General features: G+C 69.5%; 26 protein-coding genes and 1 pseudogene. 5 read left to right on the top strand and 22 right to left on the bottom strand.

Annotated elements, in window-relative coordinates:
- Positions 1–17: 17 nt before the first annotated feature.
- From ASF45_RS26495 to ASF45_RS26480, 4 genes are all read right to left on the bottom strand, one after another.
- Positions 18–1,370, bottom strand: a complete 1,353-nt coding sequence (locus ASF45_RS26495; protein ID WP_056670585.1) for a HAMP domain-containing sensor histidine kinase — start codon at positions 1,368–1,370, stop codon at positions 18–20.
- Entirely contained in the window at positions 1,333–2,025 is a 693-nt protein-coding gene (locus ASF45_RS26490) for a response regulator transcription factor (protein ID WP_056670582.1), read from the bottom strand. The genes ASF45_RS26495 and ASF45_RS26490 overlap by 38 nt, the downstream gene beginning before the upstream one ends.
- A 94-nt stretch (positions 2,026–2,119) precedes the next feature.
- Entirely contained in the window at positions 2,120–2,584 is a 465-nt protein-coding gene (locus tag ASF45_RS26485; RefSeq protein WP_056670578.1) for a Spy/CpxP family protein refolding chaperone, read from the bottom strand.
- A 230-nt stretch (positions 2,585–2,814) separates the two neighbouring features.
- Entirely contained in the window at positions 2,815–3,819 is a 1,005-nt protein-coding gene (locus tag ASF45_RS26480) for an aldo/keto reductase (protein WP_056670951.1), read from the bottom strand.
- 163 nt (positions 3,820–3,982) lie between these two features.
- On the opposite strand from ASF45_RS26480, the gene ASF45_RS26475 reads away from it, so the two are divergent.
- Positions 3,983–4,429, top strand: a complete 447-nt coding sequence (locus ASF45_RS26475) for a helix-turn-helix domain-containing protein (RefSeq protein ID WP_056670575.1) — start codon at positions 3,983–3,985, stop codon at positions 4,427–4,429.
- 16 nt (positions 4,430–4,445) lie between these two features.
- Here ASF45_RS26475 and ASF45_RS26470 read toward each other — a convergent pair whose 3' ends face one another.
- The 7 genes and pseudogenes from ASF45_RS26470 to ASF45_RS26445 all read right to left on the bottom strand — a co-directional run bounded on the left by ASF45_RS26470 (position 4,446) and on the right by ASF45_RS26445 (position 10,435).
- A complete protein-coding gene (locus ASF45_RS26470; protein WP_056670571.1) occupies positions 4,446–5,396 on the bottom strand; it encodes a Gfo/Idh/MocA family oxidoreductase in 951 nt (316 codons plus the stop codon).
- A 2-nt stretch (positions 5,397–5,398) separates the two neighbouring features.
- A complete protein-coding gene (locus ASF45_RS26465; RefSeq protein WP_056670947.1) occupies positions 5,399–6,298 on the bottom strand; it encodes a class III extradiol dioxygenase subunit beta in 900 nt (299 codons plus the stop codon).
- A gap of 147 nt (positions 6,299–6,445) precedes the next feature.
- Positions 6,446–6,766: pseudogene (ligA, locus tag ASF45_RS36685) on the bottom strand (protocatechuate 4,5-dioxygenase subunit alpha); the annotation flags it as partial.
- A 1-nt stretch (position 6,767) separates the two neighbouring features.
- Positions 6,768–7,700: an amidohydrolase family protein gene (locus tag ASF45_RS26460; protein WP_056670568.1), complete on the bottom strand. Its 933-nt coding sequence runs from the start codon at positions 7,698–7,700 to the stop codon at positions 6,768–6,770.
- Between the two features lie 10 nt (positions 7,701–7,710).
- On the bottom strand, positions 7,711–8,697 hold the full coding sequence (locus ASF45_RS26455; RefSeq protein ID WP_056670565.1) for a tripartite tricarboxylate transporter substrate binding protein: 987 nt from the start codon (positions 8,695–8,697) through the stop codon (positions 7,711–7,713).
- Positions 8,698–8,712: 15 nt separating this feature from the next.
- Positions 8,713–9,396, bottom strand: coding sequence for a 4-carboxy-4-hydroxy-2-oxoadipate aldolase/oxaloacetate decarboxylase (gene ligK, locus ASF45_RS26450; protein ID WP_056670561.1), 684 nt, complete (start codon positions 9,394–9,396; stop codon positions 8,713–8,715).
- 10 nt (positions 9,397–9,406) lie between these two features.
- On the bottom strand, positions 9,407–10,435 hold the full coding sequence (locus tag ASF45_RS26445) for an amidohydrolase family protein (RefSeq protein ID WP_056670945.1): 1,029 nt from the start codon (positions 10,433–10,435) through the stop codon (positions 9,407–9,409).
- 152 nt (positions 10,436–10,587) lie between these two features.
- On the opposite strand from ASF45_RS26445, the gene ASF45_RS26440 reads away from it, so the two are divergent.
- On the top strand, positions 10,588–11,508 hold the full coding sequence (locus ASF45_RS26440) for a LysR family transcriptional regulator (RefSeq protein ID WP_056670558.1): 921 nt from the start codon (positions 10,588–10,590) through the stop codon (positions 11,506–11,508).
- 45 nt (positions 11,509–11,553) lie between these two features.
- Positions 11,554–12,498: a 2-hydroxyacid dehydrogenase gene (locus tag ASF45_RS26435; protein WP_056670555.1), complete on the top strand. Its 945-nt coding sequence runs from the start codon at positions 11,554–11,556 to the stop codon at positions 12,496–12,498.
- A gap of 6 nt (positions 12,499–12,504) precedes the next feature.
- Here the strand turns inward: ASF45_RS26435 and ASF45_RS26430 are convergent, their stop codons facing one another.
- The 10 genes from ASF45_RS26430 to ASF45_RS26385 form a co-directional block, all read right to left on the bottom strand.
- Positions 12,505–13,611, bottom strand: a complete 1,107-nt coding sequence (locus tag ASF45_RS26430; RefSeq protein ID WP_056670551.1) for a DUF418 domain-containing protein — start codon at positions 13,609–13,611, stop codon at positions 12,505–12,507.
- On the bottom strand, positions 13,608–14,096 hold the full coding sequence (locus ASF45_RS26425; protein ID WP_056670548.1) for a GNAT family N-acetyltransferase: 489 nt from the start codon (positions 14,094–14,096) through the stop codon (positions 13,608–13,610). Before ASF45_RS26425 ends, ASF45_RS26430 begins: the two co-directional genes overlap by 4 nt.
- Positions 14,093–15,064 carry a tripartite tricarboxylate transporter substrate binding protein gene (locus tag ASF45_RS26420; protein WP_056670545.1) on the bottom strand — a complete coding sequence of 324 codons (972 nt, stop codon included), beginning with the start codon at positions 15,062–15,064 and terminating at the stop codon, positions 14,093–14,095. The genes ASF45_RS26425 and ASF45_RS26420 overlap by 4 nt, the downstream gene beginning before the upstream one ends.
- Positions 15,065–15,160: 96 nt before the next feature.
- The gene (locus ASF45_RS26415; RefSeq protein ID WP_056670542.1) at positions 15,161–16,948 is read right to left on the bottom strand and encodes a tannase/feruloyl esterase family alpha/beta hydrolase; all 1,788 of its coding nucleotides are present in this window, start codon (positions 16,946–16,948) and stop codon (positions 15,161–15,163) included.
- Positions 16,949–17,076: 128 nt separating this feature from the next.
- Positions 17,077–17,802 carry an ABC transporter ATP-binding protein gene (locus ASF45_RS26410; RefSeq protein ID WP_056670539.1) on the bottom strand — a complete coding sequence of 242 codons (726 nt, stop codon included), beginning with the start codon at positions 17,800–17,802 and terminating at the stop codon, positions 17,077–17,079.
- Entirely contained in the window at positions 17,795–18,646 is an 852-nt protein-coding gene (locus tag ASF45_RS26405) for an ABC transporter ATP-binding protein (RefSeq protein ID WP_082551287.1), read from the bottom strand. Before ASF45_RS26405 ends, ASF45_RS26410 begins: the two co-directional genes overlap by 8 nt.
- Positions 18,643–19,614: a branched-chain amino acid ABC transporter permease gene (locus ASF45_RS26400; RefSeq protein WP_056670536.1), complete on the bottom strand. Its 972-nt coding sequence runs from the start codon at positions 19,612–19,614 to the stop codon at positions 18,643–18,645. Before ASF45_RS26400 ends, ASF45_RS26405 begins: the two co-directional genes overlap by 4 nt.
- The gene (locus tag ASF45_RS26395; protein WP_056670533.1) at positions 19,611–20,486 is read right to left on the bottom strand and encodes a branched-chain amino acid ABC transporter permease; all 876 of its coding nucleotides are present in this window, start codon (positions 20,484–20,486) and stop codon (positions 19,611–19,613) included. Before ASF45_RS26395 ends, ASF45_RS26400 begins: the two co-directional genes overlap by 4 nt.
- Positions 20,487–20,543: 57 nt before the next feature.
- A complete protein-coding gene (locus ASF45_RS26390; RefSeq protein ID WP_056670942.1) occupies positions 20,544–21,728 on the bottom strand; it encodes an ABC transporter substrate-binding protein in 1,185 nt (394 codons plus the stop codon).
- A 72-nt stretch (positions 21,729–21,800) separates the two neighbouring features.
- A complete protein-coding gene (locus ASF45_RS26385) occupies positions 21,801–22,643 on the bottom strand; it encodes a GntR family transcriptional regulator (protein WP_063887791.1) in 843 nt (280 codons plus the stop codon).
- A gap of 94 nt (positions 22,644–22,737) precedes the next feature.
- Here ASF45_RS26385 and ASF45_RS26380 point away from each other — a divergent pair, with 94 nt between their 5' ends.
- Both ASF45_RS26380 and ASF45_RS26375 read left to right on the top strand, forming a co-directional pair.
- Positions 22,738–23,790 (top strand): aromatic ring-hydroxylating dioxygenase subunit alpha, encoded by a 1,053-nt coding sequence (locus ASF45_RS26380; protein WP_056670530.1) that lies wholly within the window; start codon positions 22,738–22,740, stop codon positions 23,788–23,790.
- A gap of 1 nt (position 23,791) precedes the next feature.
- The gene (locus tag ASF45_RS26375; protein WP_056670527.1) at positions 23,792–24,748 is read left to right on the top strand and encodes a PDR/VanB family oxidoreductase; all 957 of its coding nucleotides are present in this window, start codon (positions 23,792–23,794) and stop codon (positions 24,746–24,748) included.
- A 3-nt stretch (positions 24,749–24,751) separates the two neighbouring features.
- Here ASF45_RS26375 and ASF45_RS26370 read toward each other — a convergent pair whose 3' ends face one another.
- Complete coding sequence (locus ASF45_RS26370; RefSeq protein ID WP_156473188.1) at positions 24,752–25,738, bottom strand: tripartite tricarboxylate transporter substrate binding protein; 987 nt, start codon at positions 25,736–25,738, stop codon at positions 24,752–24,754.
- Positions 25,739–25,740 lie beyond the last annotated feature (2 nt).

Raw genomic sequence — 25,740 nt, 5'->3', positions numbered from 1 at the left:
CGCGCCAGCGGGCTTTTTCAAGTCTGGCCGGGTGCCGGCAGGTCCACCTGCACCACCAGTCCCGGGTGGGCATTGGCCACCTGCCAGGTCGCGCCATGGGCCTGTGCCACCAGGCGGCACAGGTACAGCCCCAGCCCCACGCCACCGCTGCTGCGCTCGCGCGCGGCAGCGGGCCGGTAGAAGGGTTCGGCCAGGTGCGGCAGCACGGAAGCGTCCACGCCCGGGCCGTGGTCGCGCACGCGCAGGCGGATGCCGCCGTTCTCGGGCTGCAGATGCAGTTCGGGCGGCTGCGGCGCACCGCCGCTGTGGCGCTGCGCGTTGCCGAGCAGGTTGCGCAGCAGCAGGCGCATGCGGGCACGGTCCAGCGGCAGCTGCGGCAAGCCACCTGCCACCTGCAGGCGCGGCATCTGGCCGCCCTCTCCGCCCATGCCATCGAGCACCTCGCGCGCCAGCGCGGCGAGGTCGGTCGGCTCCAACTGCAGCGCGGCGTGGCGCACGGCCAGGCGCTCGCTCTCCAGCAGGTCGGTGACGAGGTCGCGCATCACGGCCAGGTCGCGCAGCAGCGCCTCGCGCGTGGGCGCGAGTTCGGCCGTTTCAGGCAGCAGTTCGGTGTGCAGGCGCGCGCGCGTGAGCGGGCTGCGCAGCTCGTGGCTGATGGCCAGCAGCAGGCCGCGCTTGGCCTCCAGCATGCCGTGGATGTCCTGCGCCATGGTGTTGACGCCTTCAGCCAGCTGGCCGAGCTCGTCATGCCGGCGTACCGGGATCGGCTCGGCGAAGTCTCCGGCGCCGAAGCGCAGCGCGCCTGCGCCGATGTCGCGCAGCGGCCGCAGCAGGCGGTGCACGTAGATCCAGGCCAGCATCGTCAGCACCAGCAGCACCGACAACGTCATCCAGCCGACGCGGCGCGGCTTTTCCTGCCAGGTCGCGACCGACAGGCCCAGTTCCACCACGTGGCCATCGGCTGTGGTGCGGCGCAGGAATTCATGTTCACGCCCGTCGCGGTCGCGGTAGCGCTCACGGCCGCCATCGGGCTCGCTCTTCCAGTTGATGGATGGGCCGGAGATGCTCACGCTGACCGGCAAGCGTGCCGTCAGCGCCTGCGCGCGTGCCACGCTGGGCGGGCTGCCGATCTCGGCGACCAGCCGGTCCACGTAGTCGGCCGCCAGCGGACGCACGGCGTCGCGCCAGCCCATGGAGATCGCCCGCTGCATGCCGAACAGGAAGCTGGCCGACATGGCCAGCGCCAGCAGCAGGAACAGCGTGACAAGCCGCAGCCGCAGCGAATGCCGCATGGCACGGTGCGCGCGCCGGTGCCAGCCCCGCACGCGCGCTTCAGCCACGGCCCGGCCGCGGCGCCAGCGCCAGCGCATAGCCGGCGTTGCGCAGCGTCTTGATCGCGTCCAGCGGTTCGAGCTTCTTGCGCAGCCGGCTGATGACGATGTCCACCGCGCGCGTGTAGAGCTCGGCCTCGTGGCCGCGCAGCTGGTTCAGGATGTCGTCGCGGCTCCAGACGCGGCCGGGCTCGCGCGCCAGCAGCTGCAGCAGCTCGAACTCGGTGCCGGTCAGCTCCAGCGCCTGGCCGCCGCGCCAGACGCTGCGCGTGACGGGGTCGATCTCCAGGCCCTCGAAGCGCAGGCGCGCATCGTCGGCAGGCGCTGCCGGCGCCACACGCCGGCGCAGCACGGTCTGCACGCGCGCCACCAGTTCGCGCGGCTCGAAGGGTTTGGGGATGTAGTCGTCGGCGCCGAGTTCCAGGCCGACCACGCGGTCCATGACCTCGCCGCGCGCGGTCAGCATGAGCACGGGCAGGTCGCTGTCCTTGCGGATCGCGCGGCACAGCGCGAAGCCGTCCATGCCGGGCAGCATCACGTCCAGGATGGCGGCGTCGAAGCCACCCGCGCGCAAACGCGCCAGCCCCTCGTCCGGGTGCAGGGCCTGGAGCAGCTCCAGCTCGAAGCGCGCGAAGTACGCGGCCAGTGGAGCGCCCAGGTCGGCGTCGTCGTCGATCAGCAGGATGCGGGGCATCAACGCCGCCCGGCCGCCCGAAGGCCTTGATGCGCCCCCTCGGGGGGCTGCGATACGCGAAGCGATGAGCGTGGGGGCCGCATGAACCGCATTGTCATCCGCGATGCCAGCCGCCGCGGCGCTGCATGAAGTCGCGCACCTTCTGCTGCTGGGCCGGCGTGAGGCTGTCGTAGAAGTCGCCCAGCGCAGTCACGACCTCGGGCGCCTTGGCCTTCAGTGCATCGGTCTTCTGGTCCACCAGCGCCTGCGCGCCGGCACGGTCGAACTTCTCGCCCGCCACCAGGGCCTGGGCTTGCTCGCGCGGATGGGCGCCGGCCATCAGCGCGCTGCGCTGCTCGGACAGCTTGCCGGCCAGCACCTCGAGCTTGGCCTTCTGCGCGGCATCCAGGTCGAGCTTGTCGGCCACGCGCGCCACCATCTTGGCGCGGCGCTCGGCCATCTGCTCGGCGCTGGCGTTCCAGCCGCCATCGTGCGGCCGGTGGCCGCAGGCCGACAGGCTGCCGACCACCACGGCGGCACCGAACAGGCCCGCCAGACTGCGCTTGATCCAGGATTTCATCGCCATGCCTCTTGAAGAGAAGTGAACATGGCAGCGATGGTGCCGCCGCACCGCCCCACGGGGGTCTCGGGGCGGTTTCGCTTTGTTTCGGTTTATCTCAGAGCTTGGGAGGCAGTTGATTGGGCGCACGACGTGGTGCCCGCAGGGCAAGGTCCCGAACACCACCATGCGCCCGCCAGCCGGCACTTGCCGGGGTCTTGCGTGAGCTCAAGCGATTGCCTCTCAAGCTCTCATGCGAAGTTCTCGGTGTCGACCTCGCCCGTGGCCTGTGGCGCGTAGCGCGGGCCCACCACGTTGTGCTGGCCGATCAGCGCCTCGGCGCGCGCCATCTGCGCGGGCGTCAGCTGCACCCTGGCGGCGTCCAGGTCTTCCTGCAGGTGCGCCAGGTTCGTGGTGCCCGGGATCGGCACGATGTGCGGCGCCTTGTGCAGCAGCCAGGCCAGCGCCAGCTGGGCCGGCGTGCAGCCCAGCTCGCGCGCGAAGGCCACGTAGGGCGGCAGCAACTGCAGATTGGCCGCGTAGTTCTGCGGCGCGAAGCGCGGCATGGGCCGGCGGATGTCCTTGGCGTCCAGCGTGGCCACGTCGTGCAGCGTGTCGGTCAGGTAGGCACGGGCCAAGGGGCTGAAGGCCACGAAGGCGGCGCCGATGGCGCGGCAGGCCTCGAGCACGGCGATCTCGGGGTTGCGTGTCCACAGCGAGAACTCGGTCTGCACGGCCGTGATGGGGTGCACCGCGTGCGCCTTGCGGATGGTCGCGGCCGACACTTCCGACAGGCCGATGGTGCGCACCTTGCCGGCCCGCACGAGGTCGGCCAGCGCACCCACGCTGTCCTCGATCGGCACCTCCTTGTGCCATCGGTGCAGGTAGTACAGGTCGATGACGTCCGTGTTCAGGCGGCGCAGGCTGTCCTCGCAGTTGCGGCGCAGGGCTTCGGGCCGGCCATCGATCACGCGGCGCACGACACCATCGTCGCCGCGCACGCCGGCCATGCCGCCCTTGCTGGCCAGCGTGAAGCGGCTGCGGTGGTCCTTCAGCACCCGGCCGACCAGTTCCTCGTTGGCGCCGAAACCGTACAGCGCGGCCGTGTCGAACAGCGTGACGCCTGCGTCCAGTGCGGCCAGCAGCAGGCGCTCGGCCTGCTCGGGCGACGGCGGCACGCCATAGGCGTGGCTCAGGTTCATGCAGCCCAGGCCGATGGCCGAGACGGTGAAGGGTCCGATGGAGCGTATTTGCATGCGCGCGAGCTTACCGCCACCCCAGGCATCCGCGCCCGACCGCAACGATGCCGCCATCCCACGCCGACACGCAATAACAATCTGTTTCATTCATGCAGGGATGGAATTCGCAGTGCTTTGAATACATTAAAACAATCCTTCCAACAGCACACGAGATGTACTCATGAGGCAGGTCGAGCTGCAACTGACGGCAGAAGATCGGCGCACGGTCGAAGAAATTCGCAGCAAGGGCGTGCACCACGCGCGCGAGGTCAACCGGGCCCATGTGCTGTGGTGCCTGGACCGCGGTATTCCCGAGGCGCAGATCCTGGAGGTGCTAGGGGTCGGCCGCACGGCCCTGTGGCGCACGCGGGCCGCCTACCTGCAAGGGGGCGTGGAGCGCGCTGTCTTCGATCTGGCCCGCTCGGGCCGTCCGCGCCGCTACGGCGCGGACGCCGAGGCACGCGTGATGGCGCTGGCCAGTTCCGACCCACCGGAAGGCCGCCAGCGCTGGACCTTGCTCGAGCTGGAACGTGCAGCACGCCAGCAATTCGGACTGGGTTCGGTGAGCCGTGAGACGGTGCGGCGCATCCTCAAGAGAACCGGGACCGGTACGGCGGCGGCCAGCTGAGGCCGCCGCGCGGCGCTCAGCCGTTCAGCTGCTGCTCCAGCTGGTGCAGCACCTGGTAGCAGGGCAGCACCTGGGCCACGCTGCTGTTGGGCTCGCGGCCTTCGCGGATCGCAGCGAAGAACTCGCGGTCCTGCAGCTCGATGCCGTTCATCGACACGTCGACCTTGGACACGTCGATCTTCTCTTCCTTGCCGTTGACCAGGTCGTCGTAGCGCGCGATGTAAGTCGCCGTGTCGCCGATGTAGCGGAAGAAGGTGCCGAGCGGACCGTCGTTGTTGAACGACAGGCTGAGCGTGCAGATCGCGCCGTTGGCGGCCTTGAGCTGGATGCTCATGTCCATCGCGATGCCCAGGTCCTTGTGGATCGGGCCCTGGATCGCATTGGCCTTCACGATGGGGCTGCCGGCCTGGTAGGCGAACAGATCCACCGTGTGGGCCGCGTGGTGCCACAGCAAATGGTCGGTCCAGCTGCGGGCCTGGCCCAGCGCGTTCATGTTGGTGCGGCGGAAGAAGTAGGTCTGCACATCCATCTGCTGGATGTTGAACTCGCCGGCCACGATCTTCTTGTGCACGTACTGGTGGCTGGGGTTGAAGCGGCGCGTGTGGCCGCACATGGCCACCAGGCCGCTGGTCTTGGCCACGTTGACCACTTCCTCACCGTCCTTCAGCACGTCGCACAGCGGAATCTCCACCTGCACATGCTTGCCGGCCTTCAGGCAGGCCAGCGTCTGCGAGGCGTGCATCTGCGTGGGCGTGCACAGGATCACGGCGTCCACTTCCTTGAGCGCCAGGCTGTCTTCCAGGTTCGTGGTGACATGCCCGATGCCGTACTTGTCGGCGACTTCCTTGGTCTTGTCGAGGTCGCGGCTGATCAGCGAGACGACTTCGACGCCATCGATGTTCTTGATGCCGTCCAGGTGTTTGATGCCGAAGGCGCCGGCACCGGCGAGGGCTACTTTGATCGTCATGTTCAGTTCTCCAGGATGAGGTGGCCCACGGCGGTGTTGGACGCCGGGACATGGAAGAAGCGGTGCTTGAGCTTGGGCGCCGGGCCACCGGCCACGTCGGCCATCGCGCCGCGGGCGATCAGCCACATCACGAGCTCGATGCCCTCGCTGCCGGCCTCGCGCACGTACTCGATGTGCGGCACCTTGGCCAACTCGGCCGGCTCGGCGATCAAACGGTCCAGGAACTTGTTGTCCCATTCCTTGTTGATCAGGCCGGCGCGCGGGCCCTGCAGCTGGTGGCTCATGCCGCCCGTGCCCCAGATCTGCACCTTGAGCGGCTCGTCGTAGGACTCGATGGCGCGGCGGATCGCCTGCCCCAGCGCGAAGCAGCGTGCGCCCGAGGGCACGGGGTACTGCACCACGTTCACATGGAACGGAATCACCTTGACCGGCCAGGCCTCGGGCGAGCCGAACATCAGGTTCATGGGCACCGAGAGGCCGTGGTCCACCTTGAGCTCGTTCACGATGGTCAGGTCGAAGTCCTGCTGGATCACCGACTGCGCGATGTGCGAGGCCAGGTCGGGATGGCCGATGACCTTGGGCACGGGCCGCGGGCCGTAGCCCTCGTCACCGGGCTCGAACTCGGCCGCCGTGCCGATCGCGAAGGTCGGGATCACGCCCAGGTCGAAGCTGGTCGCATGGTCGTTGTAGACCAGGAACACCACGTCCGGCCGGTTCTCGCGCATCCATTGCTTGGACGGCTCGTAGCCCGCGAACAGCGGCTTCCAGTAGGCCTCCTCGGTCTTGCCATGGTCGATCGCCGCGCCGATGGCCGGCACGTGCGAGGTGTAGACCGAAGCCGTGATCTGCGCATGGGCGGCCGGTGCATCGGCGCCGGTCTGGCGCGCAGCGTGCTCGCCCATGATCTGTGCGGCCAGGGCCTGCTGGTGCGTCAGCTCCCAATCCTTCCAGGCCTGCGATTGCGCGGGCGCACCCTGCGCGTTGCCGCCCTCTCCCACCACACGGTTGCCCTCGGCACTGCGGCCACCGCCGATCATCATGTCGCGGTAGGCGTGCTCGGTCATGCCCGTCATGCTGCCGGCCATCTGCTGGAACGACAGCCCGTCGGTGGCCCCCAGCTTGGCCAGGAAGTAGATGTTGCCGCCCGTGCGCATGGCCCAGTTCAGGTCGCGTGCGCGCACCGCGGCTTTCTGCTCGTCGGTCATCGGCCACTCGGCCAGGTAGGCGTCCTCGTCGGCCTTGAAGCGCGCGCGGTTCTCTGCCTTCATGAGGCTCATGCAGAACTGGTTGAGCCAGTAGCCCTTGCGCGACTGGTCGGCGTCGAAGATGGTCGTGCCGGGCACGTCCAGGTACGGCTTGTTCAGGGCCATGTCAGACCTCCTCCGGCCAATAGAGCCGCATCGGGTTGTCGACCAGCAGCCTCTTCTGCAGCTCGGCCGTGGGCGCGATGTGCGGGATGAAGTCCACCAGCAGGCCGTCGTCGGGCATGTGATCCTTGAGGTTGGGGTGCGGCCAGTCGGTGCCCCACAGCACGCGGTCGGGGAACTGCTCCACGATGCGGCGCGCGAACGGGATCACGTCCTGGTAGGCGTTCTGTTCGCCGTTCAGGGCCTTCGGTCCGGCGACCGACAGACGCTCCGGGCAGCTGACCTTGCTCCACACGTTGGTGTGCTCGCGCATGAACTTCTCGAACAGCGCGAACTCCGGCCCGTCCACGGACTTGGTCACGTCGGGCCGGCCCATGTGGTCCACCACCACGGTGGTCGGCAGCGCCGTGAAGAAGTCCCACAGCTCGGGCAGGTCCACGGCCTCGAAGTAGATCACCACATGCCAGCCCAGCTTGGCGATGCGGCCGGCGATCTCCATGAGCTCGTCCTTGGGTGTGAAATCCACCAGGCGCTTGACGAAGTTGAAGCGCACGCCGCGCACGCCGGCGTCATGCAACTCCTGCAGTTCGGCGTCGCTGATGCTGCGCTTGACCGTGGCCACGCCGCGCGCCTTGCCGCCCGAAGACTTGCAGGCATCGACCATGGCGCGGTTGTCGGCGCCGTGGCAGGTGGCCTGCACCACCACGTTGCGCGCGAAACCCAGGTGGTCGCGCAGAGCGTAGAGCTGCGCCTTGCTGGCATCGCAGGGCGTGTACTTGCGTTCGGGCGCGTAGGGGAACTCGGCGCCCGGGCCGAACACATGGCAGTGCGCGTCGACGGCACCGGCCGGCAGCGCAAAACGCGGTTGGCTCGGGCCGGCGTACCAGTCCAGCCAGCCGGCGGTCTTCTCGAAAGGGCCTGTGGTGGGTTTGCTCATGGGGGTGTCCTCAATCCAGGGTGATGTTGGCCTTGCGGATCACATCGCCGAAGCGCTGCGTCTCGGCCTTGACGGTGGCCTGGAACTGCTCGGGCGTGGTCGGGAAGGGCTCGTAGCCGAAGGTCTTGAAGCGCTCGACGAAATCCTTGTCCTTGAGGATCTCGGCCAGGTCCTTGCGGATCTTGTCCACCGTGGCGGCAGGCAGGCCCGGCGGCACGGCGATCACGTTCCAGCCCGTGACCTCGAAGTCCTTGGGGCCACCCGATTCGGCCACCGTCGGGATGTCCGGGAAATCGGCCGAGCGCTTGTTGGCGGCGAAGGCCACCAGGCGCAGCTTGCCGGCGCGGTACAGCGGCCCGGCCGTGCCGGCGCTGCCCAGCGCGAAGTCGATGTCGCCCGTGGCAACCGAGGTGTAGAGCTGCGTGGTCTCCTTGAAGATCACGTGCTCCATCTGCGTGCCGGTCACGCTCTCGAACAGCTCGGAGCCCAGGTGCACGGGGTTGCCCACGGACCAGGAACCGTAGTTCAGCTTGCCCGGGTGCGCCTTGGCGTCGGCAATGATGTCGCCCACGGTCTTGTACTTGCTGTTGGTCGGCACCGTGAAGAAGAAGTGCGTCTTGAACAGCGGCAGCGCGATGTCGAAGTCCTTCTGCGGGTCGTAGGGCAGCTTCTTGAACAGCGCCGGGTAAGCGGCCAGGTGCACGTTGTCCAGCACCAGCAGGTCGGTGCCGTCCTTGGCGCCGCGCTTCCAGGCGTCGATGGCGATGAAGCCGTTGCCGCCCGGGCGGTTCTCCACCACCACGGGCTGGCCCCACAGGCGCGCGAGCTTGTCGGCCGCCAGGCGGGCCACGCCGTCCGGGCCGCCGCCGACCGGGAACGGCGTGATGATGCGCACGGGCTTGGTCGGGAACTGCTGGGCAGCGGCACCGAAGGCAGCGGCCAGGGCGCAGGTGGCGAGGCCGGCGCGCAGCAGCGCGCGGCGAAGGGTGTTGGTCATGGCTTGTCTCTTCGTTCAGTCGATGTATTTCAGTCCGGCCGCGGCCAGCGGCTCGCGCATCTTGTACATGTCCAGCCCCAGCACGCCGGAGGCCAGCTTGTCGCGCTTGTCGCCTTCGTTGGCCTCGCGCTTGCGCGCCGCTTCCAGCGTGGCGGCGGCCTTCTCGCGTGGCACGCAGACCACGCCGTCGTCGTCGGCCACGACCACGTCGCCCGGCGTGACCAGCATGCCGGCACAGACCACGGGGATGTTGACCGAGCCGATGGTGGCCTTGATCGTGCCCTTGCTGCTGATGGCCTTGCTCCAGACCGGGAAGTTCATTTCCTTGAGCGTCTTCACATCGCGCACGCCCGCGTCGATGACCAGGGCGCGCGCGCCGCGCGCCTGGAAGCTCGTGGCCAAGAGGTCGCCGAAGTAGCCGTCGGTGCACTCGGCCGTGATCGCGGCCACGACGATGTCGCCGGGCTGAATCTGCTCCGCGACGACGTGCATCATCCAGTTGTCGCCCGGGTGCAGCAGCACCGTGACGGCGGTGCCGGACACCTGCGCGCCCGGGAAGATCGGGCGCATGTAGGGCTTGAGCAGGCCCACGCGGCCCATGGCCTCGTGCACGGTGGCCGAGCCCAGCGCGGCGAGCGCGTCGGCGGTCGCGGCGTCCGTGCGCTGGATGTTGCGGTAGACGACTCCGAGTTCGTACATGCGGTTCTCCTTATTGGCCTTTGGCGGTGAGGCGTGCGTCCAGGCGCGGGAACACGCGGCGCACGTTGCCTTCGTAGATCTGGTGCTTGTCCTCGTCACTGAGGATCGTCGACGCCGCGATGTAGCGCTTGGTGTCGTCGTAGTAATGGCCGGTGGTGGGGTCGATGCCGCGCACGGCGCCGATCATCTCGGAGGCGAACAGCACGTTCTTGACCGGGATCACGGTGTTGAGCAGGTCGATGCCTGGCTGGTGGTACACGCAGGTGTCGAAGAACACATTGTTCAGCAGGTGCTCGCTCAAGAGCGGCTTCTTCATCTCCTGCGCCAGACCGCGGAAGCGGCCCCAGTGGTAGGGCACGGCGCCGCCGCCGTGGGGGATCAGGAACTTCAGCGTCGGGAAGTCCTTGAACAGGTCGCCCTGGATCAGCTGCATGAAGGCCGTGGTGTCGGCGTTCAGGTAGTGCGCGCCCGTGGTGTGGAAGCAGGGGTTGCAGCTGGTGCTGACGTGGATCATGGCCGGCAGCTCGTACTCGGCCATCTTCTCGTAGATGGGATACCAGTGGCGGTCGGTCAGCGGCGGGCTGTTCCAGTGGCCGCCGGAGGGGTCCGGGTTCAGGTTGATGCCGACCGCGCCGTACTCCTTGACGCACTTCTCGAGCTCGGGGATGCAGGTGGCCGGGTCCACGCCAGGCGACTGCGGCAGCATGGCCACCGGCACGAAGTGGTCGGGGAACAGCGTGGAGACGCGGTAGCACAACTCGTTGCAGATGGCGGCCCAGGTGCTGGAGACATCGAAGTCGCCGATGTGGTGGGCCATGAAGCTGGCGCGCGGGCTGAAGAGGGTGATGTCGCTGCCGCGCTCCTTCATGAGACGCAGCTGGTTGGTCTCGATGGACTCGCGCAGTTCGTCGTCGCTGATCTTCAGGTCGGCGACCTTGGGGCGAACGGCCGGGTCCTTGATGCCGGCGATCTGCTGGTTGCGCCAGTTCTCCAGCGCCTTGGGTGCCGTGGTGTAGTGGCCGTGGCAGTCGATGATCAAGGGGGTCTCGCGGCTCATGTTGCTCCTCGTGTTGGGCTCTGCGGTGTGCGCGGATTCTGCGCGCGCGCCGCATACCCGCCTAGCTTGCAAGCCTGCTATCAGCTAGAACGAAATGGCATAGCTATGTCAGCGATATTCCATACACTCACAGCATGGATTTGAAGCAACTGGAGTACTTCGTCCGCGTGGCCGAGCTCGGCAGCTTCACGCGCGCGGCCATTGCACTGGATGTGGCCCAGCCCGCGCTGTCGCGCCAGATCCGCCTGCTCGAGGTGGAGCTGCGCCAGAACCTGCTGGCCCGCAACGGCCGCGGCGCCACGCCCACCGAAGCCGGCAAGCTGCTGCTCGAGCATGGTCGCGGCATCCTGCACCAGGTGGCGGTGGCGCGCGAGGAGCTCGGCGTGGCGCGCGGTGCGCTGGCCGGGCGCGTGTCCATCGGGCTGCCGCCCAGCCTGTCGCGGCTCATCACGGTGCCGCTGACCCAGGCCTTCCGCGCCAAGCTGCCGCAGGCCCAGCTCACGCTGACCGAGGGCTTCTCGCTGGTCATGATCGACAGCCTGCGCATGGGCAACCTGGACATGGCCCTGCTCTACAACCCCGAGCGCTCGCCCGACATGGAGCAGACCCTGCTGCACGAGGAAGAGCTCGTGCTGATCTCGCCGCGTGCCGAGGTGCCCGAGGGCAAAGGCAAGGCCCGCGCCGCGGTGGCGCTGCGCGACGCGGCCGCCCTGCCCCTGATCCTGCCCAGCCGCCCCAACGCCTTCCGCTTGCTGCTGGAGGCCGAGACCATGCGCCTGGGCTGCGCGTTGCGCATTGCGATGGAGGTCGACGGACTCAACGCCATCCTGAGCCTGGTGCGCGAGGGCTTCGGCCACGCCGTGCTGCCGGCCTACACGCTGGCCAACATCGACCATGGCGGCGCGCTCGTGGTGCGCCGGCTGCAGGCGCCGCGACCGACCAGCCAGCTCACGCTTGTGCGCTCCTCGCGCCGGCCCTCGACCGAGACGCAGAAGGTGGCGCGCGCCCTGCTGCAGGATGTGGTTTTGCAGGCCATCGCCCCCTACGCGAACTGAGGCCGAGACTAGACTGCGGCGCTTTCGCTGTCCGCTTCCTCCGCCATGACGACTTCCCGCCCCACCCTGCTCGTGCTGTGCCCGCTGCAAGCCGAGTACATGCAACAGTTCCGCGACCGCTTCGACGTGATCGAGGCCGGTGACGATGCACGCCGCGCCCAGGCCATCGCCGACCACGGCCCGCGCATCCGCGCCGTGCTGACCATCGGCACCATCGGCCTCACGGCGCTGGAGATCGCCGCGCTGCCGGCGCTGGAAGTCGTGCACACGCTGGGCGTGGGCTACGAACTTGTCGACGTCGCGGCGGCCAAGTCGCGCAGCATCGCCGTGGCCAACGCCGCGGGCAGCAACGCCACCTGCGTGGCCGACCATGCTTTCGGCCTGCTGCTGGCGGCCGTGCGCGGCATCGTGCAGATGGACGTGGGCGTGCGCCGCGGCCTGTGGCGCGACCAGCTCAGCGCCTACACGCCCACCGTGAGCGGCAAGCGCCTGGGCCTGCTGGGCATGGGCGACATCGGCCAGCAGATCGCCAAACGCGCGGCCGGCTTCGACATGGCCGTGGGCTACCACAGCCGCAGCGCCAAGCCCGCACTGCCGCACCGTTACTTCGAAAGCGTGCGCGCGCTGGCCGAATGGGCCGACTACCTGGTCGTGGCCACGCCGGGCGGCGCAGAGACCAGACACCTGGTCAACGCCGAGGTGCTGCAGGCGCTCGGGCCCAAGGGCACGCTGGTCAACATCGCGCGCGGCAGCGTGGTCGACACGGCCGCACTGGCCGCGGCCCTGCGCGCAGGGCACATCGCCTCGGCCGGCATCGACGTCTACGAGAGCGAGCCGGCACCGCCTGCCGAGCTGCTGGACATCGCCAACGTGGTCATCACGCCGCACATCGCCGGCCGCTCGCCCGAGGCGATCCAGGCCTCGGTCACGCTGGTGCTGGACAACCTGGAGGCCTTCTTCGCGGGCAGGCCGATGTCCACGTTGCTCTGAGCCGCCTCAGCGCCGCGCCATCCAGGCTTCGAGCGGCCAGGGGCCATGGCTGTGCCGGGCCGCGGCCAGCGCCACCAGCCACAGGCCCAGGCAGAACAGCACGGTCTGCAGCGTGCTCGCCGCGACCGCCCATCCCAGCCCGGAGAACAGCGCCACGCACAGCAGGCTGTGGGCCATGTACAGGCTCAGCGTGCGCCGTCCGAGCGGGCTGAACCAGCCGCACCAGCGCGCGCTGCCACCGCCCGAGGCCAGCGCCAGCCCGGCCAGGTAACAGGCCGCCACAGGGATGGCGATGAAGTCGCCGAGCGCGTCGATCCAGGACCGCCAAACGTGCGTCGGCGCCAGTGCGGCACAGCCCCAGCCGTAGACAGCGCTCAGCGCGAGCAACGGCGGGCCGCAGCACCACAGGCAGCGGCGCAGCGCCGCGCGCCAGCGGCGGTGGGTCAACAGCCGCAGGCGTGCCGCCGCGACGCCGCACAGCATGCACAGGTAGGTCACGGTCCCCGCCATCACCAGGCTTGCGCCCAGCCCGAACAGATAGCTGCTCGCGTTGAGTTGCAGGAATGGCCAGGCGCCACGGACGGTCGCGAACGAGGGCACATCGCGCGTGTCGGGATCGGCGCCGAAGCCCACCAGGACCAGCAGCCAGGCGAGCTTGGCCAGCAGCGCCCAGGCCAGCGCGCGCCATAAATGCCGGCGCAGGCTGCGCCAGGGCATGTGCAGCCGGCGCAGCAGCTGCCGGCCGACCACCGCATAGAGCGTCAGGATGTCGCCGAAGTAAATGAAGACGCCGTGCGCGATGCCCAGCCCCAGCAGGCGGCGGTTGCGCGCCAGGCCCCGCTGCAGCGCCTCGGCCCGGCTGCGCCGCCGGGCCSCCAGCCACAACGACATGCCGAACACGAAGCTCAGCATCGCCACGCCCTTGCCCTGCAGCAGCGCGCCCACCAGGCCCTGGACCATGGCGGCCCAGGCGCTGTCGGCAGGCTGGCGCGTACCGAGCATTGGCCCCCAGGGCGCCACGCCGTAGCCGATGGCGTTGACCACCAGCACGGACAGCATGGCGACGGCGCGCAGTGTGTCGGGGAGCTGTTCGCGGCCGCGTGCGGCGCTCACGGGGAGGCGCTGGCCGCGAAGTCGCGCAGCGCCTGCCCGTGCAGGCGGTAGCGCACCCATTCGCTCTGCGGTCGGGCGCCGATGGATTGGTAGAAGTCGATGGCCGGCTGGTTCCAGTCCAGCACGCTCCACTCGAAGCGGCCGCAGCCTTCGGCCACGGCGATGCCGGCCAGGTGCTGCAGCAGCCGCTTGCCGGCGCCCTGCCCGCGCGCCGAAGGCAGCACGAACAGGTCTTCCAGGTACAGGCCCTTCCTGGCCTGCCAGGTCGAGTAGTTGAAGAAGTACACGGCGAAGCCGATGGCCTGGCCGTCCTGCTCGCAGATGAGTGCGCGCGAGGGGCTGTCGGGACCGAACAGGCTCGCGGCCAGGGTCTCGGGCGTGGCCTCCACCTGGTCCTCGGCCTTCTCGTAGATCGCCAGTTCGCGGATGAAGTGCAGGATCAGCGCGGTGTCGTCGCGGCTGGAATCGCGGATGGTGATGCTCATTGCTTGGGAATGTTGGCGCGCGCGATGACTTCGCTCCAGCGCTTGATCTCGCGGTCCAGCTGACCAGCCAGTTGCTCGGGCGTGCTGCCCTGGGCGATCAGGCTCAGGGCCAGCAGCTTTTGCTTCACGTCGGGAAGCGCCAGCGCGGCGTTGGTCTCCTTGCTGAGCCGCGCCACCACGGCCTTGGGCGTGGCGGCCGGCACCGCCAGGCCGTTCCAGGACGCGACGTCGAAGTTCGCCAGGTCGCCGCCGGTCTCGCGCGCGGCCGGCGTGTCCGGCAGCAGCGACGTGCGCCTGGCGCCCAGCACGGCCAGCGGCCGCAGCGTCTTGCCGTTGATCTGCGACATCAGCGGCCCCAGGATGTCCAGCATGGCGTCGAGCTGGCCGCCGCGCACGGCCGTGATCACGGGCGGCGTGCCGTTGAAGGGCACGATCTGCGCATCGATGCCAGCCGTGCTCTTGAACAGCTCGGCCGCCAGGTTCTGCGTGGTGCCGATCTGCGGCGTGCCGATGTTGAGCTTGCCCGGGTTGGCCTTGGCGTAGGCCACCAGTTCGGCCAACGTCCTGAAGCGGCTGTCCTGCGCGACCACGATGCCGAGGTCGAAGGTCGCCAGCATGGACACGGGCGCGAAGTCCTTCTGCGTGTCGAACGGCAGCGACTTGAACAGCGCCGCGCTGACGGCCGTGCCGCTGGACACCAGCAGCAATGTGTGGCCGTCGGCCGGCGCGCGCGCGACCGCCTCGCCGGCCACGATGCCGCCCGCGCTGGGCCGGTTGTCGATGACCACGGGCTGGCCCAGCGCGTCGGCCAGCTTCTGGCCCACGGTGCGCGCCGTGAGATCGGCCGCACCGCCGGCGGCATTGGGCACAACGAGCTTCAACGGCTTGCTCGGGAAAGCCTGGGCATTCACCTCCCAGGGCAACAGGGCCATGGCGCCAGCCGCCAGGCATTCACGTCGGGTCCACATGCACAACTCCTTGTCGCGGCTCAGGGTCACGCGGCCGGGGCCGCGTGACCGATGTGTACCACGGCCGCGCCGCAGCGCGGCCGCAGGACCCGCGCGTCAGCTCGCCACGCAGGCGTAGGACGCCACCAGTTTCGGATCACCCGAAGCGCCTGCCGTGTAGCGCGGGAACATCGGGTAGCGGCACATCGGCTTGGCCGTCAACACGGCGTACGGCGGCAACGCAGCGCGGTTCGCCAGCGTCAGTTGGTCGGCCGGCTTGGTGCCCTTCTCGACCCAGGCGTCCAGCTCCGACAGCAGGTCCACGCGGCCGGGAATGCCATGGGCCGGCGCGTTGGCCACGCCGGCCGCGATGCCGCCGGAGGTGTGCGGCAGGCCGGTCGCCGCGTAGGCGACGAAGAACTGTTCCACGCGCTCGCGGCCCATCTTCTCGACCACGGCGTCCCAGTAGTTCAGGCCGGTGAAGCCACTCTGGGCGGTGTCCGACAGGTCCTCGCGCAGGATCAGCTTGCCGCCGCGCGCATGGAAGGCGCTGAGGTCCGGGTTGGTCGCATCCATGATGTTGGACACCGCGAGGATGCGCGCGCTGTAGGCGGACGGGTCGAAGCCCAGCGGATTGAAGTCCTTGTCCTGGGCGAAGAAGTAGCGCACCGCCACGTTGCCGTACTCGTACAGCCGGCTGATGGAGATCGGGTTGGTGCCGGTGGCGCCGTTGCCGATGGGGCCCGTGCTCGGGTGCGCCGTGCCGGCCATCCAGCGGTCCCAGTTGCCGGGCAGCCCCTCGCCGCCGAAGCCGAAGCCTGCGTACGACATCAGGCCGTTGGCCCGCGGGAAGCCGAAGGCGAAGCCATCGTAAGCCGCCCGCACCACGGTGAGCTGGGCGTCCGAGAAACAGGCAGCGCCTTCGTCGGCGCCCGAGGCGCAGCGCTTGGCCTGCAGTGCCGGCAGCGCCACCGGCTTGCAGGCGCGGTAGTTGCTGACCACGTTGTCGGCCAGGCCGTCCAGCGCGTCGCAGGCTGCGCGCACCGTGTCGTGCACCAGTTGCCACTTGTTGTTCTGGCCCAGCCAGGCGTCCGGCGCCACCTGCAGCGTGCCGCCGACATGGTTGCCGAAGGTCTGCAGCCCGGTCCAGTTCATGACCGGGTCGACCGAGATGATGCCGTCGTAGTCGGCCGGGTAGCGCTGGGCCATCATCATGGCCTCGCGCCCGCCCTCCGAGCCACCCATGTAGTAGCTGCGCGCCGGGCCCTTGCCATAGAAGGCGTCGCCCAGACGCAGCGCGACGTCGTGCGTCTTCTTGTACGCGGCGTAGCCGAAGTTGGCCAGCGCCTCGGCGTTCAGCGCGAAGGCACCCAGCGGCGCATCGTTCTGGTGGCCGGAGTCCGTGCCGGCCGTCATGTAGCCCTGCGTCAGCGGCAGCGCCACGTCGGGCCCGGCCACGCGTGCAGGGCCCAGGCCGTTGACCCCGGCGGACAGCGAACCGTTGTAGCCGGATCCCCCGAACTGCAGCTTCTTGCCGTTCCAGACGCGCGGCAGGTTGACCTGCGAATTGACCAGCGGCGCGCCCGGGTCGACCGGCTTGATCTCGACCTGCAGCTCGCAGTAGTCGGGCAGACCCTGCACGATGGCCGTGCCGTTGCCGTTGGGGGCGTCGGCGACCGCGGTCTTGTAGGTCGCCGTCTTCACGACGGCGCCCGAGGTCGGCTCGCCGATCTGTGCCGCGGCGACCGTGCGGCCTGCCAGCGCGCTGCAGGCCGCGGCCGCGTTGGCCACGGTGGCGCCAGGATCGTCGTCGCCGCTGCCGCCGCAGGCCACCAGGGCCGCGGCGCAGGCCAGTGCCGTCAGCGGCAGTGCCGGACGCAGCCGGACAGGGAATCGAGGTTGCATGTGTGTCTCCGGATCAAATTGCTGCAGGCGCAGCGGGGCACGATGCACAGGCATGGCATCGCATTTCTGGAGACCGGCACCGCAGGTCTCCGATGTTGTGGTTTGGTGAGCGCCCTGGGGCGCGATGCTCAGCGGACCACGCCGAGCAGTTGGTCGAGCAGCGCCGGCTGGGCGCGCAGCTCGGCCGCCGTGCCCCGGTGCACCACGGTGCCTCGGTCCAGCACGGCCGCCAGGTCGGAGATGGCCAGGATGGCCTGGGGATGCTGTTCGACGATGATGGCCGACAGTCCCTCCTCGCGCGTGATGCGGCGGATCGCGCGCAGCAGCTCCTCGCAGATGATGGGCGCCAGCCCTTCCAGCGGCTCGTCCAGCAGCAGCAGGCGTGGGTTCAGCACCAGCGCGCGGCCCACGGCCAGCATCTGCTGCTCGCCGCCGGACAGCTGGGTGCCCAGGTTGCCCTTGCGTTCGGCCAGCCGCGGGAACATCTGGTACACGCGCTCGGGCGTCCACTGCGCGCCCGTCTGCCCGGCCCGCGCGGGCCGCGCCACGGCCGTCAGGTTCTCGTGCACCGTCAGCGACTTGAAGATGTTGCGCTCCTGCGGCACCCAGCCGATGCCGGCCCCGGCGCGCTCGTGCGCGGCCAGCTTGTGCAGCGCCGTGCCGGCCAAGGTGATGCTGCCGGCGTGCCGGCGCGTGGCACCGGCGATCGTGTTCATGAAGGTGGTCTTGCCAGTGCCGTTGCGGCCCAGCAGCGCCAGCGTCTGGCCCTCGGGCAGCGCCAGGCTCACGCCGTTCAGCACCACGGCCTCGCCGTAGCCCGCGGACAGACCCTCCACCTGCAACAGTTCAGCCATTGATTTCTCCCCCCACGCTTGCGGCTGACGCCGCGACGCTGCCCCCCGAGGGGGCGCTCGCGGCTCGGGGCGGCCCGTCGCCGCTCGGCTCCTCTCCATGGCCCAGGTACACCGCCTTGACCTGCGGGTCGTTGGCAATCTCGTCCGGCGTGCCCTCGGTCAGCAGCGCGCCGTTCACCAGCACCGTGATGCGCTTTGCGAACTCGAACACCAGGTCCATGTCGTGCTCGATCAGCAGCACCGAGACGTCGGCCGGCAGCGCGGCCACGGTCTGCAGCAGCTCCTCGCGCTCGCCGGGCGGCACGCCGGCCACGGGCTCGTCCAGCAGCAGCACACGCGGCTCGCAGGCCAGCGCGATGGCAATCTCCAGCAGGCGGCGCTTGCCGTACGCCAGATGGGAGGTAGGCTGGTTCATCACGTCGGCCAGGTGGAAGCGCTCCAGCAACTCCTGGCAGCGCTCGGCCACGCCGTCCTCGCGGCCCAGCCGCTGCCACCAGCGCGCACCGATGCCGCGCTGCTGCGACACGACCATGGCCAGCGTCTCCAGCGGCGTCATGCCCTGGAACAGCTGGTTGATCTGGAAGGTGCGCACCATGCCGCGCTGCACGCGCGCATGCGGCGGCAGCTGGGTGATGTCCTCGCCCTGCAGCACGATGCGGCCCTCCGACGGCTCCAGCACGCCGGTCAGCAGGTTGATCAGGGTGGTCTTGCCGGCGCCGTTGGGGCCGATCAGCGCATGGCGCGCGCCGCGCGCCAGGTGCAGCGTGACGTCCTGCGTGGCGATGATGCCGCCGAAGCGCTTGACCAGGTGTTCGGCGGACAGAACGATGTCGCTGCCCATCATGCCTCCCTGCCCTTGCCGAACCAGGTCCAGGGCTTGAGCAGCCGGTCGCGGCCGACCAGCACCAGCACCACCAGGAACAGGCCGAGCCAGAACGTCCAGTACTGCGGCGTGATCGACGACAGCAGGTCGTGCAGCAGCTTGAACACGATCGCCCCGGCCACGCCGCCGTACAGCCAGCCGGTGCCGCCCACGATCAGGATCAGCATCACGTCGGCCGAGCGGTGGAAGTCGAACACCTCCAGCGAGGCGAAGGCCGTGGTCTGCGCCAGCAGCGCACCGGCGGCACCGGCCAGCGCCGCGGCGATGGTGTAGGCCACGGCAATGCGCCGGTTCACCGGGATGCCGATGGCGCCGGCACGCAGCCGGTTGTCGCGGATCGCCTTGAAGCTGGCGCCCAGCGGCGAGTACACCAGCCGGCGTGCCAGCAGGAAGCCGACCAGCAGCACCGACAACGAGTACCAGGCGGCCGTGCGGCCGTACAGATCGAACTCGAACAGGCCGAGCACCGGGCCCATGACCACGCCCTGCAAGCCGTCGGCACCGCCGGTCAGCCAGTCCATGCGGTTGGCCAGCTCCATCATGATCAGGCCCGCGCCGAGCGTGACCATCAGCCGCGTCAGGTCGGTGCCGCGCATCACCGTCAGCGAGGCGACCGCGCCCAGCAGCGTGGCGCAGGCCACGCTCACGGCCATGCCCAGCAGCGGGTCGGGCATCGCGTGCTTGGAGAACAGCGCAGCCGCGTAGGCGCCCATGCCGAAGAAGGCCGCATGGCCCAGTGAGACGATGCCGGTGTAACCCAGCACCAGGTCCAGCGAGATCGCGAACAGCGCCACGATGGCGATCTCGTTGACGATCAGCGCATGGCCGGGCAGCAGCAGCGGCGCGGCGAAGGCCAGCAGCCACAGCACAGGCTCCCAGGGCCGCATGCGGCTCAGGTTGAGGATGGAGGCACGCGTGTCGTGGTTCATTTCGAAGCCCCCTTGCGCACGAACAGCCCCTGCGGCCGCCAGATCAGGATCGCGATCATCAGGCTGTAGACGATGAAGGCGCCCATCTTCGGGATGTAGTACTTGCCGGCCACGTCGGCCACGCCCAGCAGCAGCGCCGCCAGCAGCGGGCCGGTGATGGAGGCGGTGCCGCCCACGGCCACGACGATCAGGAAATAAACCATGAACTTGAGAGGAAACTGCGGGTCCAGGCCCAGCACCTCGGCGCCGAGCGCACCGCCCAGCCCTGCGAGGCCCGAGCCGACCGCGAAGGTGAGCAGGAACACCTGGTTCACGTTGATGCCCATGCCGGCGGCCACGCGCTGGTCGTCCACGCTGGCGCGCAGCCGGCTGCCGAAGCGCGTGGACGACAGCACGTACTGCAGTGCCAGCGTCAGCACCGCGCAGATGGCGATGATGAACAGCCGGTAGTGCCCCATGCCCAGCGCGAACGCGCCCGAGCCGATCTCGGTGCGGCCCTTGAGCCACTCGGGCAGGTGGATGAACTGCTGGGTCGAGCCCATGAAGTAGTCCACCCCCGCCACGGCCATGAACACCAGGCCGATGGAGAACAGCACCTGGTCCAGGTGCGGGCGGCGGTAGAGCGGGCGGTACAGCGTGCGCTCGAGCACGGCGCCCAGCAGCGCCGGCACCAGGAAGGCCAGCGGCAGGCAGGCCAGGAAGGGCCAGCCCGCGCGCTGCATCAGCAGCACCGTCGTGTAGCCCCCGACCATGGCGAACGCGCCGTGCGCGAGGTTGATGAAGTTCATCAACCCCATGGTCACGGCCAGGCCCACTGCCAGGATGAACAGCAGCATGCCGTAGGCGATGCCGTCGAAGAGGATGGTCAGCATGGAACGCTCAGGAAATGGCGGCCGGACGCGCCGGCCACCGGATCGCCCGCAAGGGCCTCACTTCTTGGTTTTGCCCGGGTCCTTGACCTCTTTGACCGCGTCGAACTCGACGTTCCACAGCTGGCCGTCCTTGCGCTCGACCTTGCGCAGGTACACGTCCTGCACGATGTCGCGCGTCTGCGCGTCGATGTAGATCTTGCCGCGCGGGCTCTCGAAGATCTGGCCCTTCATGGCATTGAGCAGCGTCTCGCCGCCGCCGGCGCCCTTGGTGGACTTGAGCGCCTCGTAGATCACGCGCATGCCGTCGTAGCCGCCCACGGCCATGAAGTTCGGGCGCAGGCCCTTGTTGGCTTTCTGGAAGGCGTCGACGAACTTCTTGTTCATGTCGGACGGGTGCGCGGCCGAGTAGTGGTGCGAGGTGACCACGCCCAGGGCCACGTCGCCCATGTCGTTGAGCTGGTCGTCGTCGGTCACGTCGCCGGTGGCGATCAGGCGGATGCCGGCCTTGTCCATGCCGCGCTCGGCGAACTGCTTCATGACGGCCGCGCCCGCGCCCGAGGGCACGAACACGAACAGCGCGTCGGGCTTCAGGTCGCGCACCTTCTGCAGGAACGGCGCGAAGTCGGGGTTGCGCATGGGCACGCGCAGCGACTCGATCACCTTGGCGCCGTTGTTGACCATGCGCGCGTTGAAGAACTTCTCGGCGTCGATGCCGGGGCCGTAGTCCGAGACCAGCGAGACCACGGTCTTCACGCCGTTCGCCGGCGCCCAGTCGGCCAGCGCGACGGAAGCCTGCGGCAGCGTGAAGCTGGTGCGCACCACGAAGGGCGAGGCCTCGGTGATGCTGGAGGTGGCAGCGGCCATCACCACCAGCGGCGTCTTGCTCTGCGTGGCCAGCGGCGCCACGGCCATGGCCGAGGGCGTGATGCCCATGCCGGCAAGCACGTTGACCTTCTCGCCCACGATCAGCTCCTGCGCGAGCCGGCGCGTCTGGTCTGGCAGGCTGGTGTCGTCCTTGACGATGAGCTGCACCTTCTTGCCGGCCACGGTGTCGCCGTTCTGCGCCATGTACAGGCGCGCCGCGGCCTCGATCTGCCGGCCCGTCGTGGCCTGCTGACCGGTCATGGGGAGGATCAGGCCGATCTTGAACACGTTGTCCTGGGCCATAGCCGGAGCGGCCAGCCCGGCCAGCGTGGCCGCGGCCAGGGTCAGCGCGTGGCGCCGGGTCGTGGGTGCTTGCATGTCATCTCCTTCATTGGTCTCGAAATCGAACGGTTCCAGCGCCGCTTTTTGGTCGCGCATTGTGCGATAGCTTCAATGCGCGGCAGCGTCTTTGCGCGGCCTGCCGCGGCGGCGTGGCGCGGGGGGCTCGCCGAGGGGATCGGACGGCGCCGCCTCGGGCACCACCAGCCGCACGCCCGGCGCGCGGCCCGGCAGCGGTGCGGCCATGGCCTCGCGCAGGTTGCGCTGGGCGATGCGCGCGTGCTCGCGCAGGATGGCCTCGGCGCGTGCACCCTCGCGCCGCGCGATGGCGTCCAGCACCTGGCGGTGCTGGTCCTGCGCCACGATCAGCATGTCGCGCGCCTGCGGCGCATGGGCCTGCTGCACGACGAAGGCCGAAGGCGAGGCGAACGGCAGCCGCACCACGCGCTCGAGCTCGCGCGCCAGCACCGCGCTGCCGGACATGCCGTGCAACACGTGGTGGAACAGCTCGTTGGCCGCCACGTAGTCCTGCCACTGCGCGTCGTCGAGTGCGCTGTGGCGCAGCACCGCGTCGATGGTGTCCAGGGCCGCGCCGGCCTGCGCCAGCGCCTCGGGCGGCGCGCCGCGCTCGGCCGCCAGCCGGGCCGACAGGCCCTCCAGCGTGCCGCGCAGCTCGATGGCGTCGGCCACCTCGCGTTCAGAGAACACTCGGACCGCATAGCCGCCGCCCGGCAAGGCCTGCAACAGCCCTTCCTGCTCGAGGCGCAGCAGCGCAGCGCGGATCGGCGTGCGCGAGACACCGACGCGCTCGACCAGCGCCACCTCTGCGATGCGCGCGCCAGGCGCCAGCTCGCCCGCCAGGATCAGCTCGCGCAGCTGCCGCTGGGCGCGCAGCGACTGCGAGCCACCTTGGTCTGCGCCTTCGCGATCCTCCGGGTCGATGTATACATTCATCCGAGTATTTCTCTTCAATTCAGCCATTCTTACCCAATTTCCCCGAAGTCGGTATACATTGGAACCCTAATTACTTGCCACCCACGGAGACCGCATGTTCCCGCGCAACACCTGGTACGTCGCCTGCACGCCCGACGAGATCGACGCCAAACCCCTGGGCCGCCAGATCTGCGGCGAGCACATCGTGTTCTACCGCGGTGCCGACGGCCAGGTCGCCGCGCTGGAGGATTTCTGCCCGCACCGCGGCGCCAGACTCTCGTTGGGCAGCGTCTGCGAAGGCCAGCTGGTCTGCGGCTACCACGGCCTCGTGATGGGCTGCGACGGCAAGACCGTCTCCATGCCGGGCCAGCGCACGGCGGGCTTCCCCAAGATCCGCGCCTTCCCCGTGGTCGAGCGCTACGGCTTCATCTGGGTCTGGCCCGGCGACGCCGCGTTGGCCGACCCGGCCGCCATCCACCACCTGGAATGGGCCGACAGCCCCGACTGGGCCTACGGCGGCGGGCTGTACCACATCCAGGCCGACTACCGGCTCATGGTCGACAACCTGATGGACCTCACGCACGAGACCTACGTGCACGCCACCAGCATCGGCCAGAAGGAAATCGACGAGACGCCGGTCACGACCAAGGTGGAGAACGGCCAGGTCGTCACGAGCCGGTTCATGGACAACGTGATGGCCCCGCCCTTCTGGCGCGCCAACCTGCGCGGCAACCACCTCCCCGACGACCAGCCCGTGGACCGCTGGCAGGTCTGCCGCTTCACGCCGCCCAGCCACATCATGATCGAGGTCGGCGTGGCGCTGGCCGGCCAGGGCGGCTACCACGCGCCCGCGGACCAGAAGGTCTACAGCATCGTGGTGGACTTCATCACGCCCGAGACCGAGACCTCGCACTGGTACTTCTGGGGCATGGCGCGCAACTTCAACGTGAAGGACAAGGCGCTCACCGCGCAGATCCGCGAAGGCCAGGCCAAGGTCTTCGCCGAGGACATGGCCGTGCTCGAAGCGCAGCAGGCCAACATGCTGCTGCACCCCGGGCGCCGGCTGCTGATGCTCAACATCGACGCGGGCGGCGTGCAGTCGCGCAAGCTGCTCGACAAGATGATCGCGGCCGAGCAGGCGGCAACCCCGGTCGCGCAGGCAGCCTGAGATGGACCAGCTCACCGTCAAGGTCCTGCGCAAGACGCAGGAGGCGCAGGACATCGCCAGCTTCGAACTCGCGCGCGTGGACGGCGGCCCGCTGCCGGCCTTCAGCGCGGGCTCGCACATCGACGTGCAGATCCCCGGCGGACTGACCCGCCAGTACTCGCTGTGCAACGACGACCAGGAATCGCACCGCTACCGCATCGCCGTGCTGCGCGACGCGGCCTCGCGCGGCGGCTCGCAAGGCATGCACGACAGCGTGCGCGAGGGCGACGTGCTGACCATCAGCACGCCGCGCAACCACTTCCCGCTGGTGCGCGCCGAGCGCACGCTGCTGCTGGCCGGCGGCATCGGCGTGACGCCCCTGCTCTGCATGGCGCAGCGCCTGGCCACGCTGGGTGCCGATTTCGAACTGCATTACTGCGCGCGTTCGGCCGAACGCACGGCCTTCCGTGCCGAGATCGCGGCCGCGCCCTGGGCCGACCGTGTGCACCTCCACTTCGACGACGGCGACGCCGCGCAGAAGCTGGATGCCGCACGCCTGCTGGCCCAGCCCGCGGCCGGCACGCACCTCTACGTCTGCGGCCCGGCCGGCTTCATCGACCATGTGGTCGGCACGGCCAAGGCCCAGAGTTGGGACGCGGCCAACGTCCATCTCGAATACTTCGGCGCCGCGCCGCAGGACACCAGCGGCGACGGCAGCTTCGCCGTGCGCATCGCCAGCAGCGGCCAGAACATCACCGTGGCCAAGGACCAGAGCGTGGTGCAGGCCCTGCTCGCCCACGGCATCGAGATCATGACCTCCTGCGAGCAGGGCGTCTGCGGCACCTGCGTCACGCGTGTGCTCGAAGGCGAGTGCGAGCACCGCGACCTGTACTTCACCGACGAGGAGAAGGCCGCGAACGACCAGTTCACGCCCTGCTGCTCGCGCGCGAAGAGCGCAGTGCTGGTGCTGGATCTGTAGCCCTCATTCCAGCTGCAGGCCGATGGACTTCACGAGCGCGGCCCAGTCGCGCAGGTCCTGCGCGATGGTGGCGGCGAACTGCTCGGGCGTGGTCTGCGGCAGGTCGGTGAAGTTCAGCTCGCGCAGGCGCTGGACCACGGCCGGTTCCTGCAGCGCCGCGTTCACGGCCTCGTTGAGCTTGGCCACGACCGCGGCCGGCGTCTTCGCCGGTGCGAAGAGCCCGTACCAGGCGTAGTTGCGGAACGGAAAGCCGGCCTCGGTCATGGTCGGCACGTCCGGCAGCATGGGCAGGCGCGAGGGGCCGCTGTTGGCCAACGCCTTCAACCGGCCCGCGCGCACGATCTCCACCGTCGACGACGTATCCGCGAACGCCGCGTCCACCTGCCCGCCCATCAGGTCGTTCACGCAGGGGCTGCTGCCCTTGTAGGGCACGTGGACCATCACGATGCCGGCCTGTTTCTTGAGGCTTTCCATCGCCAGGTGGCCGCCCGAGCCCGCGCCCCAGGAGCAGTAGCTGAGCTTGTCGGGCCGTGCCTTCGCGTAGTCGACGAACTCCTGCAGTGTCTTCACCGGCAGGTCCTTGCGCACCAGCAGCAGGTTGCCGCCGCGCCCGACCTGGGCGATGGGCACCAGGTCCTTCTGCGGGTCGAACGGCAGCTTGCGGTACAGGCTGGGGTTGACGGCCACCGAGGCCGCGTAGGTGAACAGCAGCCGGTAGCCGTCGGGCGCGGCGCGCGCGCCGGCCTCCACACCCAGGATGCCGTTGGCGCCGGGCCGGTTGTCGACCACGAAGCTCTGGCCCAGCCGCCGGCCCAGCGCGTCGGCCATCACGCGCGCGATGGTGTCGGTGCCGCCAGCCGCGGCGGTCGGCACCACCAGCGTGACGGGCTTGTCGGGGTAGGCCTCGGCCGCGGCGGCCCAGGCTGGCGGCAGCAGCGCGCCGCAGGCGGCCACCACCAGTGGCGTGCAGCGCATGAACCAACGGCGCATGG

Origin of the sequence: Pseudorhodoferax sp. Leaf265 (assembly GCF_001422365.1) — a bacterium.
GTDB lineage: Bacteria > Pseudomonadota > Gammaproteobacteria > Burkholderiales > Burkholderiaceae_C > Pseudorhodoferax.
The sequence above is the reverse complement of the archived record's forward strand: the minus strand, read 5'-3'. Positions and strand labels throughout refer to the sequence as shown.